Annotated in this window: 13 protein-coding genes; 6 read left to right on the top strand and 7 right to left on the bottom strand. The window is 65.4% G+C overall.

The features are described from left to right. The first annotated feature begins 125 nt into the window (after nucleotides 1–125). Nucleotides 126–689, top strand: coding sequence for a hypothetical protein (locus ACIBCN_RS18525; RefSeq protein ID WP_396992777.1), 564 nt, complete (start codon nucleotides 126–128; stop codon nucleotides 687–689). 247 nt (nucleotides 690–936) lie between these two features. Next, nucleotides 937–2,418, top strand: a complete 1,482-nt coding sequence (locus tag ACIBCN_RS18520) for a PepSY-associated TM helix domain-containing protein (protein WP_396992776.1) — start codon at nucleotides 937–939, stop codon at nucleotides 2,416–2,418. Nucleotides 2,419–2,652: 234 nt separating this feature from the next. On the opposite strand, the gene ACIBCN_RS18515 is transcribed toward ACIBCN_RS18520, so the two are convergent. Next, nucleotides 2,653–3,144 (bottom strand): FBP domain-containing protein, encoded by a 492-nt coding sequence (locus ACIBCN_RS18515; protein ID WP_396992775.1) that lies wholly within the window; start codon nucleotides 3,142–3,144, stop codon nucleotides 2,653–2,655. Here ACIBCN_RS18515 and ACIBCN_RS18510 point away from each other — a divergent pair. Continuing rightward, nucleotides 3,104–3,262, top strand: a complete 159-nt coding sequence (locus ACIBCN_RS18510) for a hypothetical protein (protein WP_396993323.1) — start codon at nucleotides 3,104–3,106, stop codon at nucleotides 3,260–3,262. The two genes, ACIBCN_RS18515 and ACIBCN_RS18510, sit on opposite strands and share 41 nt — an antisense overlap. Nucleotides 3,263–3,357: 95 nt before the next feature. Here ACIBCN_RS18510 and ACIBCN_RS18505 read toward each other — a convergent pair whose 3' ends face one another. From ACIBCN_RS18505 to galK, 3 genes are all read right to left on the bottom strand, one after another. Beyond that, nucleotides 3,358–3,612, bottom strand: a complete 255-nt coding sequence (locus ACIBCN_RS18505) for a hypothetical protein (RefSeq protein WP_396992774.1) — start codon at nucleotides 3,610–3,612, stop codon at nucleotides 3,358–3,360. Nucleotides 3,613–3,621: 9 nt separating this feature from the next. After that, nucleotides 3,622–5,352: a sodium:solute symporter family protein gene (locus ACIBCN_RS18500; protein WP_396993312.1), complete on the bottom strand. Its 1,731-nt coding sequence runs from the start codon at nucleotides 5,350–5,352 to the stop codon at nucleotides 3,622–3,624. A 228-nt stretch (nucleotides 5,353–5,580) separates the two neighbouring features. Beyond that, nucleotides 5,581–6,714: a galactokinase gene (galK, locus tag ACIBCN_RS18495; RefSeq protein WP_396992773.1), complete on the bottom strand. Its 1,134-nt coding sequence runs from the start codon at nucleotides 6,712–6,714 to the stop codon at nucleotides 5,581–5,583. Nucleotides 6,715–7,917: 1,203 nt separating this feature from the next. Between galK and ACIBCN_RS18490 the strand changes: the two genes are divergently transcribed. After that, nucleotides 7,918–8,286, top strand: a complete 369-nt coding sequence (locus ACIBCN_RS18490) for a helix-turn-helix domain-containing protein (protein ID WP_396992772.1) — start codon at nucleotides 7,918–7,920, stop codon at nucleotides 8,284–8,286. A 146-nt stretch (nucleotides 8,287–8,432) separates the two neighbouring features. Here the strand turns inward: ACIBCN_RS18490 and ACIBCN_RS18485 are convergent, their stop codons facing one another. Continuing rightward, the gene (locus ACIBCN_RS18485) at nucleotides 8,433–9,116 is read right to left on the bottom strand and encodes a hypothetical protein (protein ID WP_396992771.1); all 684 of its coding nucleotides are present in this window, start codon (nucleotides 9,114–9,116) and stop codon (nucleotides 8,433–8,435) included. Between the two features lie 279 nt (nucleotides 9,117–9,395). Here ACIBCN_RS18485 and ACIBCN_RS18480 point away from each other — a divergent pair, with 279 nt between their 5' ends. Together ACIBCN_RS18480 and ACIBCN_RS18475 are read left to right on the top strand one after the other, a co-directional pair. Further along, complete coding sequence (locus ACIBCN_RS18480) at nucleotides 9,396–9,944, top strand: hypothetical protein (protein ID WP_396993311.1); 549 nt, start codon at nucleotides 9,396–9,398, stop codon at nucleotides 9,942–9,944. 8 nt (nucleotides 9,945–9,952) lie between these two features. Further along, nucleotides 9,953–11,515: a diguanylate cyclase domain-containing protein gene (locus ACIBCN_RS18475; RefSeq protein ID WP_396992770.1), complete on the top strand. Its 1,563-nt coding sequence runs from the start codon at nucleotides 9,953–9,955 to the stop codon at nucleotides 11,513–11,515. Nucleotide 11,516: 1 nt separating this feature from the next. Here the strand turns inward: ACIBCN_RS18475 and ACIBCN_RS18470 are convergent, their stop codons facing one another. Next, entirely contained in the window at nucleotides 11,517–12,296 is a 780-nt protein-coding gene (locus ACIBCN_RS18470) for a DUF6319 family protein (protein WP_396992769.1), read from the bottom strand. A 160-nt stretch (nucleotides 12,297–12,456) separates the two neighbouring features. Next, a complete protein-coding gene (locus ACIBCN_RS18465) occupies nucleotides 12,457–13,086 on the bottom strand; it encodes a TetR/AcrR family transcriptional regulator (protein WP_396992768.1) in 630 nt (209 codons plus the stop codon). Between the last annotated feature and the right edge of the window lie 87 nt (nucleotides 13,087–13,173).

Raw genomic sequence — 13,173 nt, 5'->3', positions numbered from 1 at the left:
TCCCTCCGATAATCGCATGCGATGCCGGTGCGGAAGATCAACGGGCGTGCGATGGTAATTTCTGCCGTTCTCCGGGCGTTTGTCACTGGGGAATTCGCGCGCAATTCGTCGGCTACTATCAGCGCGTGAGTATCGAGTTCGGCCGATCTGTCGCGGAGCATCGCGGCGCCGTCGCGCGGGTGCGCGGTGGTTCGGCCGGCGCGATCTCGGGGACCATTTCCGTTGCGGCACACGGCTGGGCGTCCGGGGGAATGTCGCCGGACAGTACGACGCTCGCGCTGCTGGTGGCCGCCGCCGCGGTGGTCGGCGCGCTGGTGGCCGGGCTCGCCCCGCTGCGGGATACGTCCGCCGGACTCGTCACCGCGCTCGTCGCCGGGCAGCTGCTCGGGCATCTGACCATGGGGTTCAGCTCCGGGCACCTGCACCATGGCGATGCGCAACTGACGCCGCCGATGCTCAGCGCACATCTGCTCGCGGCCGTTGTCGCCGCACTTGTTATCCGCAGTACCGAGGCCGCTTATCGGACCGCTACCGCGGCGCTCTTCCGAGTATTGCGACCGCATCGGCCCGCACCTGTTCTCGCCGATCCGGCGGCACTGCGGACCGCGCACCGGGACCGCGTGATTCTGCGTGTCCTCGCCGCGGCATCGCTGCGGACTCGCGGGCCACCCTTCGCCGTCGCCAGCTGACTTCGCTCCAGCGCTAATATGCAGCGCATGTTCCGGTGTACGCATTGCGTCACCGGCATTGCCGACGCGTCGACATCGCCGTCTCGTTGTCCGCGCCGTTGCGCCGACTTCGTTGTCGCCGTACGCAATTCCTCGACCTGTGCGGTCGTCCCCTCGATGCCGCCGACGCGCGCCAAGGCCGAAGCACATATTCCGACCGCTTATTCGGGAACAACGCGCCCTCGCGCTCCCGAGCCGAAGAAACGAAATGACCGTGAGCACAACAGAAACCATCACCCCCGACGCCGAATTACCACCGCAGGCACCGGAACCGCAGCCGTCCCAGGTACGTAACAAACCGACAGCTCGAAATGGGTTGTACGCGTTGGCGATGCGCCTGCATTTCTACGCGGGCATATTCGTCGCCCCCTTCATTCTCATCGCCGCCGTCACCGGCGCCCTCTACGCCATCTCACCCACCCTCGAATCGATCGTGTCGCGCGACCTGCTGACGGTCGAGGCGGGCGGCGCGCCGAAACCCCTGGCCGAGCAGATCAACGCCGCCGTCGCGACCCAGCCGAACCTCACCTTGGCCGCGGTCGCACCCGCTCCCGGCGCCGAGGACACCACCCGCACCCTCTTCAACGACCCGTCGCTCGGCGAGTCCGAACGCCGCGCGGTCTTCGTCAATCCGTACACTGCCGAGCCGGTCGGGGACGCCGTCGTCTACGGCAGCTCCGGTGCACTCCCCCTGCGCACCTGGATCGATCGCCTGCATCGCGACCTGCACCTCGGCGAACCCGGCCGCCTCTACAGCGAGCTTGCCGCGTCCTGGCTGTGGGTCATCGCGCTGGCCGGTTTGGTCGTCTGGGTGCGCCGCGTGCGCACCCGCCGTAATCGGAACTCCGCGGGCTGGCTGTTCGCCCCGGACCGCTCGCAGCACGGCCGCGGCCGCACGGTGAACTGGCACGGCTCCGTCGGCATGTGGGTGCTCCCGATCATCCTGCTGCTGTCCGCCACCGGCATGACCTGGTCGACCTACGCGGGCGCGAACATCACCGACCTGCGTCAGCAATTGAGTTGGACCACACCGGCAGTCACCACGGCGCTGCCGGGAACCGCAGCACCCGAACACACTTCGGGCGGCGGGCACCATGAGGGCCATGAGATGACGCCCGCCCCGGTCGACCCGATCTTCCGAGTCGCCCAGGTAGACCGCGTCTTCGAGACCGCACGCGCCAATGGCGTGACCCAGGCCGCGGAGATCACCTTCCCGTCCGCGTCGGATCAGGCGTTCGCGGTGAAAGAGCGCCGGATGTCGGGCAGCTACACGGTCGACGCGGTCGCGGTCGACGGCACCACCGGCGCGGTCACCGACCGGCTCGCCTACGCCGACTGGCCGCTGATGGCCAAGCTCACCAACTGGGGAATCCAATTCCACATGGGTCTGCTGTTCGGTCTGCTCAACCAGTTGCTGCTGCTCGCCGTGATGATCGGGCTGATCACGGTGCTGGTGCGCGGCTATCTGATGTGGTGGCGCAGGCGGCCGACGCGCCGAACCGGACGGCCCGCACTGGGCCGGGCGCCGAAGCGGGGCGCGCTGCGCCGGACCTCGCCGTGGTTGGCGGTGTCGGTGGTCGCCGCGGCGCTGGTGGTCGGCTGGTTCGTCCCGCTGGTCGGGTCGAGCCTGCTCGCCTTCCTTGCCATCGACGTGTTGATCGGTCTGGGGACAAGGCTGCGAAGCGCGTAATCGGTAGGCGGTTCCTCTCCGGATGAGGCGGTCTGGTCAGCGCTGCGTGCAACGGCAGCCAGGCCGTCTCGACCGGAGAGGAACCTCGCGTACCCTGAGTGTGCTTGTGCTGTCGCGGAACTCGGGGTGCGGGTTCGGCGAGCCGAGTGTCAAGTGTCGGCGCATGGCATCTACCTCCATTTCGAATAGTGCGGACGTGATCAGCTAGCGGTCAGTGTCGGCTAGCGGCTGGATCTAGGTGTACAGCCTGGCGACAAACGCCTGCATATTGGCGAGCATCCGCTCGACCTTCTGCTCGGGATTCAAATTCTCCCGATACCGATTGCCCAGTGCCGGTGTCTTTTTGCCCCGCGCGTACAGCGAGCAGGCGAGGTCGGTGCACATGTAGGTGCCGACCGTATTGCCCTTGCGTCCGGACGGACCTGCCTTGGCCGCCGTCAGCAGGGACACGCCGGTGCCGGTGTGCGTGGTCAGGCAGATCGAGCACATCTGGGCTCGGCCCGACCCACCGGTTTCGTAGCGCAGCGCGACCCCGACGAGCTCGTCGTCGTCCTTCGGGATGACCAGATAGCACCGGCCCGGCAGCGACGGGTCGCTCCAGCCGAGAAAGTCGAGATCGTCCCAGGGGCGGTCGTCGAGGTCCTTTGGCACCGGTAGTTTTTTGGCCTCGGTCTTGGAACAGTTGATGAACGACGACCTGATGTCGCGCTCAGTCACTGGTTTCATGGCGGTTTCACTCCGTTCTGATTTGTCGGTGAACAAAACCGAAGTGACGTTACGGGGCGCGACCGGCATCGAACAAACGCATTTCACCCAGAAATACCTGCTGGTCAGCTACTTGTGAACAGCATCACCAGACCGATCGGTCGTCCGGATGACACAAACAGGCCCAGAGACACGAAACCCCGCCAGGGCGGTCCTGGCGGGGTTTCGCACGGGTCAGGGAGTTTCCGACGGCTCGTCCGGGAGCTCCGCGGCCGGGGACTTGTCCGGCACCGCGATCGGGCGCAGGATCACCCAGGCGATGAAGAGCAGGGCGACGACCCCCATGCCGAGCCCCGCCCACAGGTTGACATTGATATTGCCGGTTTTGGCCTGGTCGGCGGCGGTATTGCTGACCAGACCGGTGATCACAAGGACCACCCCGTAGCAGCCGAGTAGGGCGCCGACGATGGTGCGGATGTCGAAAAGCATTGCGGCTCCTTATCCGACGAGGATGTTGAGGGCGATGACGAGGACAAGGGCGATGCCCGCGAGCAGCACCGGGCGCTGATACCAGGGCAGGGAGGCCTGATCCGGATCGGTGCGCACCTCCTTCGGGGTTTCCGAATAGACCAGGCCGACGAGTTCGGCGACGGGTTTCGGCGTGGTCACCTGCGTGACGAGCACGCTGACCACGATGTCGACCGCGAACGCGGTGCCCGCGGCCACGAAACTCGAACCCTGGCCGGACAGGTGGAACACCTTCGTCTGATGCAGGATGAAAATCACCACGGCGGAACCGGTTCCGCAGACCAGACCCATCCAGCCCGCCGTCGGCGTCATCCGTTTCCAGAACATGCCGAGGATGAACGTCGCGAACAGCGGCGCGTTGAAGAAGCTGAACAGGGTCTGCAGATAGTCCATCATGTTGCTGAAGTTCGACGCGATGAAGGCGGTGAAGATCGCCGTCACCGTCGCGCCGACGGTGGCCAGGCGACCGACGGTCAGGTAGTGCCCGTCCGGGCGATCCTTGCGCACGTACTGCTGCCACAGGTCATAGCTGAACACCGTGTTGAATGCGGAGATATTGGCCGCCATCCCCGCCATGAACGCCGCGAGCAGACCGGCGATGCCGACTCCGAGCAGGCCGTTCGGCAGCACGTCCTTCATCAGATACAGCAACGCCTGGTTGTAGGTGGTGTCGCCGGTGAAGTCCGGATTCGCCACCTTCGCCGCCTTGTACTCGCTCATCTGCGGGACGAGCACCGCGCTGATCATGCCGGGGATCACCACGATCAGCGGGATGAACATCTTCGGATAGGCGCCGAGGATCGGGGTGCGCCGCGCCGCCGAGATGGAGTGCGTCGCCAGCGCGCGCTGCACCTCGACGAAGTTCGTGGTCCAGTACCCGAAGGAGAGCACGAACCCGAGGCCGAACACGATACCGATCACCGAGAGGATGTTGTTGCTGAATCCGCTCAGCTCGTTACCCGGCCAGGATTCCAGTTGTGCCCCGCCGCCCGGCGAGGCGGTCACCTTGTCCCGCAGGCCATCCCAGCCGCCGACCTTGTGCAGGCCGACCAGCGTGAGCGGCAGCAGCGCGGCCACGATGACGAAGAACTGCAACACCTCGTTGTAGATGGCGGCCGACAGCCCGCCGAGGGTGATGTAGGAGAGCACGATCACCGCCGCGATGATCACCGACAGCCACAGCGACCAGCCAAGCAGCACGTTCAGGATGGTGCCGAGCAGATACAGGTTGACGCCCGCGATCAGCACCTGGGCGATGGCGAAGCTGAGCGCGTTCACCAGGTGCGCGCCGGTGCCGAAGCGCCTGCGCATGAACTCGGGCACGCTACGGACCTTGGAGCCGTAGTAGAACGGCATCATCACCACGCCGAGGAACAGCATGGCCGGGATCGCGCCGATCCAGAAGTAGTGGAAGGTCGGGAAGCCGAACTGGGCGCCGTTCGCCGACATGCCCATGATCTCGACGGCACCGAGGTTCGCGGAGATGAACGCGAGACCGGTAACCCAGGCGGGCAGCGAACGCCCGGACAGGAAGAAGTCGATGCTGGACGAGACGCGCTGTCTGGCCAGCAGGCCGATGCCGAGCACGAACACGAAATACAGGGCGACCAGGGCGAAGTCGACGGGAGCCGCGTCCAGCCGCAGGGTCGATGAGGCGTCTAAATAGGTCGATGCCGTCGACCGCGGTTCGGCGGCGAGCAGCGCGGACGTCAGAACAGGTGAATCGGCAAGCGGCACAGCGTCCCTCCTGGCGGTGAAACCGGGCGTCGAGCGAGATCTTTCGTGGTGCGAGATCGTGCGTCTACGGGTGGTACTGCATGGCGCGCGACTCACTCGTCGCCGGCCGAATGGTGTCTCGGCCGACACCTACTCTGCGTGATTGTGCCTCACTCGCGGGCCACAATCGTGCACAAAAACCTGGGCGGTCGCTCAATCGGCGCGGTGCGCACCGGCCGCCGGGCCGACGACGAAGGTGCGCGGCTCGGCAAAGCCCGCGTCGGCGAACCGATTCCGCACCGCGGCCACCACGGCGTCGGTGCTGTCCCGATCGACGAGCGCGATCACGCTGCCGCCGAATCCGCCGCCGACCATCCGCGCGCCGTGCGCCCCGGCCCCCAGTGCGGCGGCAACGGCGGCGTCCAGCGCGGGTGTCGACACCTCGAAATCGTCACGCAGCGAGGCGTGTCCCTCGGTGAGGACCGACCCGATCGTGCGCGGATCGGCACCATCTCGCAATCTTTGGGCAACAGTCAGCACTCGGGCATTCTCGGTCACCACATGGCGTGCCCGGCGACGCGACACGTCGTCGGCGATCCGGTCCAGCGCGGCCACCGAATCGACGTCGCGCAGCGCGGGCACACCGAGTTGCGCGGCGGCAGCCTCACATTGGGCACGGCGCTCGGCGTAACCGCCGTCGACATGCTCGTGCGGCTGGCCGGTGTCGATCACCAACAGCTCCAGTTCGAATCGCGCGAGGTCGAACGGAATCTGTTCGTGCGCAACAGTATTCGTATCATCATCACGGCCGATCTCGACGAAGCGCCGGATGTCGAGGAACAGCGCGTGCCCCGCCGTGCACAGGATCGAGGCCGACTGATCCAGCAAACCGGTCGGCGCGCCGACGTAGTCGTTCTCCGCAGCGCGCGCGATCTCGATCAGCTCACGATCGGCGACAGTGGGCGCGAACAGATCCCGCAACGCGATCGCCACCGCGCAGGACAGTGCCGCCGAGGACGACAACCCCGCGCCGATCGGCACCGCACCGTCCAACTCGAGGTCGACCCCGCCGATCGCATGGCCGCGCCGCACGAATTCGGCAACAACGCCGAGCGGGTAACGCGACCATCCCGGCACCCGATCCCGCTCGACCGCCAGCTCAGCCACCGCGACGAGAACTGTCTCGTCCGGCCGCTGCCGCGAGACCACCCGCACCATCGCGTCCGCGCGCACCCGCGCCGCGCACTCCACCACCAGCGGCAGCGCGATGGGCAGCACGAAACCATCGTTGTAATCGGTGTGCTCACCGATGATGTTGACCCGTCCCGGCGCTACCCACGTCCGCACATGCCCTCCCTGTCTGTCGTGTTCACCAAGCCTTGCCACACGTTACGAGACACACCGGGGTGGACGCCGAACGGGCACGAAGCCCCCCGACTGGGGACGCGCAGCATGGACACTCGATCAGGATTCGGCACCAACGAGCGTAGTGCCAATGACGACCATGAAAGCCGACGCCACCACCGGGCCCGACGCCCTCATCACACGACCAGACCTGCTCCTCGACACCCCCTGACAGGTTGATGACAGAGCGTCTGGGCGGTGCACCGATCTCTCCCCTCCATATTGTTCAGATCGGTGCACCGCTCAGACGCACTGCGCTGAAAGTAGGACGGCCGATCGCCGGCGCAAGACGATTACGGAAACTGTTCAGTTCCGCTTCTTGCCTTCCCCAGGCTGATAGCCGATCAGACAATACGAACGACGGGTGCGGGCACATGAGCATCGTCAGCGTGGCAGGCCCGGGCCAACAATTGTCGGCCTTATTGTCCGACTCCCCCGATTGGCTACTACTAGTGGCGTGGGCCCTATTCACATCGCCATCTTGATGTCAGAATTTCCGGCGGTGAACAGTGGACACTCCCGAGGCACCGAGCCCGACTGCGGTGGACAGCCAGAGTTCAGCGGGCCCCCCGGAAAACACCATTGCGTGCCATGTATGCGCTCGACAGTACAAGCGTTGAATGCCAATCCACCCCGCATACGGAAATGCCGGGCAATGCGATAATTTCAGCGTCTGACCCTATTTCGGCGACTGCAATTATGGCCGCATCACATCACCACCCAAGAGGGTGTGACCGCATTCAGCGATATGCCCAGTAAGTCAGTCCGCCGCACTTCAGCGTGATAACCGATATTCCCCCTCCGCTTAGTCAAGGATCGGCGCACCGCCCGTAAGTCCTATTCTGCGAACCAGACGCACCGGCCCCGCAAGCCCGCTGGCGTGGTCGATAACTTCCAGCGCCATGCACAGCGGACCCAGTTCGATCAGCAGTCCTGTCGGCGATTGGTGACGTTCGTGAGCGCGTCACGTCGGCCAGCCTCCTCGAATCTGTTGCGGCCGGTGCGTCGGGTCGATGCCCGTGCAGGAGACTCTATTACTCACATCTGAGTACCACAAGACCCGATCTTCCCAGGTACTCACCGCCTTACCCGGGAGAACTTTCGTGGGAAGCACCCACTTGGGCATGCCACGGATACGCTGGTCCGATGGCGACAGAGGATCCGCCGAACGCCGTAGCGCGCGACCGGCTCAATACCGCCGTGGCTCGAGTTATCCGGGATCGCCGTCGCAAACGGGAGATGACGAGGGAGCAGGTCTACACGAAAGCCGAACTGGCCCGCGCCACCTACGACCGGATCGAGAAGGGCGAGACCTTGCCGGACGTCGGCCGCCTCGAGTTAATCGCTTGGGCGCTTGACACGACAGCCGTCGGCATCATCAACGAGGCGAAGCGATCCCTCGATGAGACCGCTCTCCCTGGCGGTCTTGCCGCTCCCCCCGAGGTGCTCGACAGCAGGGAGGAACCATCCGCTCGAGCGGCAAGAATCTATGGCCGCATGATCGGTCTGGAGTAATCCGGTACGCCGAGGCGACTCTGGCAGGCGCCCTGCTCGCCGCTGCGATGCGGCGCCGACCGCCCTGGCAGCGTGCCCATCGCGAATCGCGGGCAATCACGTTGAGCTGGTGGCGAACACGGTCAACCGCAAGACCCGCGCTTCGATCACAACCCCGCGACCACGAGAGCGATAGTGATGGGCACCCACCAAATCTGCTCGATGATCTGGGCGCTTCCCGACGACAGGTCCAACACCAGCGCGTTGAGCAGCAGCGTGGCGGCCAGCCCGATCAAGCAGACTGCCGTCACAAACAATCCGCCAGCGGCGCGGCGAAGCTTGGGGCGCAAGCCTTTTCGCTGAAGAATCGGCCAGGTCGCCACCAGGGTGGCCACCCCTGTGGCGATCGAAAGAACCACGTAGGTGATGGCGAAAACTCGCGCGGACACGTCAAGCGCAGTAAACGAATTCAAGGTCTTGGCGTGCCGCGCCTGACTCGTGAACCAGCATGCGATCAAAACCGCCGCCCCCACCGCCCATGCCGTGCCGACATAGCGGCCGGAATGTCGAGAGCCGGTGAGGATTTCGAGCGCGGCCACGGCAAGAGAGCTGAAGGACAGCGTCGCCAGCAGGACGGAGGCGAGCAGTGCGATCGCATTGCCCGTGACGTTGATCGAGATCTGGTTGAGTCCCTCGACGACCGGCGAGATGGCCAGGATGTAAGCGGAACCGAGCGCTCCGAATGCCATTGTGAACAGCCGCGATTCAGGGAAGTTCTGCCACCAGCGCATCCGATAGGCCAGCACCGCCCCCATCGCTACGGCGGCCCACACTGCGGGTTCGTACGTCACCTGGGTAATACTAGGGATGAAGACGAAATAGGGTCATTCAAGTCACAGCTCACGATCGTGGGGGTACGGGAATGGCCTGATCAGAGGCTCACCCTGGAACCCTTCGGCCGGGTACGCAAGCGATCCTGTCAAGGCTTGAAGACATGACAATCAATCGACCGAGAACCTTCGGTCCGTCCGCCTGTGCACGACCGAAACTCGCTCCGACGACACACCGATCTGCGCACGGGGGCTGGCCGCGTACCACACCATCCGCTGGAGTTGGCCCCATTGAACAACGTGCACCTAACCATCGAAACCAAGATTCCGGATGACCAGATAGCCGTATTCCACCGCCTCTACGAGGAGGCGTTCGGCCCGCTACGCACCAAAACGCTCGTCAAGCAAGTGCTGGATCCTGACGAATTCCGCGCGGAAATGGTCGATCCCCGGGTGGACAAACATGTGGTGCGCAACGATGCCGGGGAGCCGATCGGGCTGACCACACTGACCAAACACCTCGACACTATCTCGTGGATCAGTCCGGAATACCTCACCGCTCGATTCCCGGACCACGCGGCGCGCGACGCAATCTACTATGTCGGTATCACTCTTGTTGCGCCAAGTGCACGACAAGGACCCGCGTTTCGTGCCATGATCGAATCAGTTGTCCAGGTTCTGGTTGCCGACCGTGCTGCGGTCGGTTGGGACATCTGCTCGTACAACAACACGCGGTCCTGGTTCATCGAACGCGTGTTGACAATGCTCGGCGCAGCGAACCTCGAGGTCTCGGTGGAGGATACACTAACCTTCTACGGCGCTTGGTTCACCGGGGATGGAGCGAACTAGGGGGGCTGATGGCAGTCGCAGAGCGACAGTCGGAGCGGCGATACCTGCTCCGAAGACGATGGTACGCACTGCTTCTCGGGGTCAGCGGGGTCATCATCGCGCTCCATCTGACGGTCGATTCCGCCCTGCTGTCGTATCTCACGATGACGGCCACCGTGGCGGGCACGCTGGCCATGATCGGCTTCGGCCTGTGGGCGCACCGGCCTGCCAATCCGCTGCCTTGGTATCTACTGTCGTGCTCGGCCGTGTTGTCCGCGACGGGAGCCGCGTTGCGCGATGCCGACAACAGCCTCAATGACGCGTTCACGCTGCTCGGCTATCTGACAGTCGGCCTAGCCGCCCTGATCTGGCTGCGCCCGCGGCGGGTGCGTGGCAATTATGAGCTGCTGCTGGACTCGGGGCTGATCGGGCTCGGCGCGCTCCTCGCGTCGTGGACCTTCCTCATCTCGCCGATCCTCCAGTCGCACGACACCGTGCTGAACATGACGGTGGCCGCCGCCTATCCGGTGCTCGACGCGATGTTGCTGACGTTGGTCGCGCATTCGGTGGCTACCTCGACCCGTTCGGAAACCTCGCTGGACCTGGTGCATCTAGCGCTGATCGCGGCACTGATCGGCGATCTCGCCGACAACCTGACCGCGGCGGGCACCGCGACGCTCAGCCGCGATATACAGCTGGCGCCACTCCTCGCGGCGTATGCGATCGCCGGCGTCGCGGCACTGCACCCGACGATGACCAGTCTGGGCGCGCCGCGGCATATCCATCCGCACCACTCCCGGCAGCGCGCCAGCTTCATCGCGATCGTCTTGATCGTGGCGTCGCTCGTGCCGGTGGTCGGGTCCTCGCTGGACACGCTGAACCGGGTGGTGGTGTCGTCGTTGTTCGCGCTGCTGCTCATCGGGGTGCTGGTGCGCAGTGAGCGGGCGATTGTGCGCAGTTCTCGCAGCGAGCGGCGGGCGCAGTATCAGGCGGACCACGACATGCTCAGTGGATTGTTGAATCGATCGGCGCTGCTTCGCACACTGAACCTCAACAATGAGCGGTGGGCGGAGCGGCCGGTGAGTCTGCTGTTCATCGACCTGGACGGCTTCAAGATGGTCAACGACAGTTACGGGCACGCGGTCGGCGATGAGCTGATCGCGAACGCGGCCTCACGAATTCGACGGGTGGTGCTGCGCGACGACGTGGTCGCGCGCTATGGCGGCGACGAGTTCGTGGTGCTGTCCCCGCTGGGGCGGCAGGAGGCCGCGACGCTCGCCGAACAGCTGCTCGGGGCGTTTGTCCGGCCGTTCGAGTTGAGCGCGGGCGAGATCCCGATTACCGCGAGCATCGGGATCGCCTGCGGTGGCCCGCGCAGCACCGAGTCCACCGTCTACGACCTCATCCGGGACGCCGATTCGGCCATGTACCACGCGAAGGAATACTCGCTCGGCTACGCGTTCCACGACGACGCGCGGCACGCGCCGGACACCGTGCGGCACATGGCGAACGACCCGGCGCGGCACAACGCGAACGAGTCGGGCCGGCGGATCTGGCGCACGGGCACCAGATCCACCAGCACCGCGGTCTGACCTAGTCGACCAGCTCGTCGAGCAGTCGCCGGGCCGCCTCGAGCTCGGCCTGCAACTGCTGCACCTTGGCCTCCTGCGCTTCCCTGGCCGCGTCCAGGATGCCCGCCACCACTTCGGCCACCTCGGGGTGCAGAATCTTGGCGGCCTGGGCCACGGCGGAACTCGGCACCGCGAGTCCACGCACGGCGCGCTTCTTGCCGCTGACCACGTCGACGGACCATTCGCCGTCGGCGGTGCCGGTCAGCGTGACGGTGACCTCGGGCGTCTTCGCCTTCGGTCGCGCGGGGGCCTTCGCCGCCTTGGCGGCGGTGCCCGCGGTGGCAGGCTTGGGCGCGGGCTTGCTCGCGCCGCTGTCTTGTTCGTCCGATTCCGGTGTGCTCGCAACGGGTTTCGGGACGACCGGTGGCGGCGTGACAGAACTGGGGGTGGTTGGTGTCGCAGTGCTCGTCAAGGTCGACGGCTGGGTCACGGGTGATTCCTTCCTGGTTGTCGACTTCGGCTGGGCAGTGGAAACGGTTGCCGCCCCTCGTGGCGGCTTGGTCAACGTCACTTCTGTCGGAGAAAAGGACAGTACATCCTTCGATCCGGTGGGCCGGACCTGCAGGAAGTCTCCATCGGCCGGATCGCCGAGGGAGATCACCTTTCCCGACCGTCCTTCCGGCACGCCCACCGCGGCAGCGGTGAACCACACCATGGGCGGGCGGCCGCCGGCGATATCCGTGGCGATCCGCTGAATCTCGCTGTCCGACAATGGCTTGGGCTTGGTTTTAGGCGACGGCATGGTGACTCCGAGCAATATTCGTGGATGGCTGCGTGCACAGATGATGCCGCACCGCACCGACAGATTTACACTCCGCTTCCAAATCGAGTCCCAGAACACGATTTCCGCGCGGCCAGCGAATATCGAGCTATGCCCGGGTGAGCGCGAATCGCCGCGCCACTCAGCCCTGTTCGGCCGGCGCCCGCAGCGCGGGGAACCAGATATCGGTGAGCACCTCGGCGGCCCGCTCGGCGGAGACATTGATGGTGCCCTGGACCGCCCAGCGGGTGAAAAAGCGCTCGAGTTGGGCGACAAGCAGTTCCACCCGCAGCCGCGCCTCGTCGGCGCGGTCGGCGGGCCAGCGGGCGAGGTATGAGGTCATCGCGTTGGGCAGGGCGATGATCCCGTTGCGGGCGATCTCGCGGAATTCCGGTTCGAGCGCGGTGGCCTCGTCCCAGGCGGGCAGCAGGTCGCGGTATTCGTGGAACCACTCGATGGCGCGGGTCATCCAGGCGACGAACTCGACACGGGAGCCGGTGTCCAGCACCCGATCCAGGTCCTCGTAGAAATGCAGTGCGCTGGGGGCGGTGGTCTGCTCGGCGATCGCGCGCAGCACCTCGAGCTTGCTGGTGAAGTGCAGATAGAAGGTGGCGCGACTGCAGCCGACGGCGGCGGCGATGTCGTCGACCCGCACCGCCGCGTAACCGCGCGTGCTGAACAGCTCCTTGGCACCGGCCATCAGCCTGGCCCTGGTCTGCTGCTTCTGCTCATCCCGCAGGCTGGGGCCCGCCGGATTCGGGTTCGTACGCAACGGCTACCTCGTGTCGGTCGAAAGTTCTGCTGACGTGCGACTTTCGGTGAGCAGTCTACTGATGGCCGCGCCGCCCGCGGCCTTTAC

The organism is Nocardia sp. NPDC051052 (assembly GCF_044456045.1).
GTDB lineage: Bacteria > Actinomycetota > Actinomycetes > Mycobacteriales > Mycobacteriaceae > Nocardia.
Note: the sequence above shows the minus strand (reverse complement) of the source record. Positions and strands in the feature narration are given on the sequence as shown.

Excerpts from the sequence above, each read along its gene's own strand:
- ACIBCN_RS18520 (WP_396992776.1), top strand. The coding sequence starts at position 937 with ATGACCGTGAGCACAACAGAAACCATCACCCCCGACGCCGAATTACCA.
- ACIBCN_RS18510 (WP_396993323.1), top strand. The coding sequence starts at position 3,104 with ATGAACGACGACCTGATGTCGCGCTCAGTCACTGGTTTCATGGCGGTT.
- ACIBCN_RS18515 (WP_396992775.1), bottom strand. The coding sequence starts at position 3,144 with ATGAAACCAGTGACTGAGCGCGACATCAGGTCGTCGTTCATCAACTGT.
- ACIBCN_RS18505 (WP_396992774.1), bottom strand. The coding sequence starts at position 3,612 with ATGCTTTTCGACATCCGCACCATCGTCGGCGCCCTACTCGGCTGCTAC.
- ACIBCN_RS18490 (WP_396992772.1), top strand. The coding sequence starts at position 7,918 with ATGGCGACAGAGGATCCGCCGAACGCCGTAGCGCGCGACCGGCTCAAT.
- ACIBCN_RS18475 (WP_396992770.1), top strand. The coding sequence starts at position 9,953 with ATGGCAGTCGCAGAGCGACAGTCGGAGCGGCGATACCTGCTCCGAAGA.
- ACIBCN_RS18470 (WP_396992769.1), bottom strand. The coding sequence starts at position 12,296 with ATGCCGTCGCCTAAAACCAAGCCCAAGCCATTGTCGGACAGCGAGATT.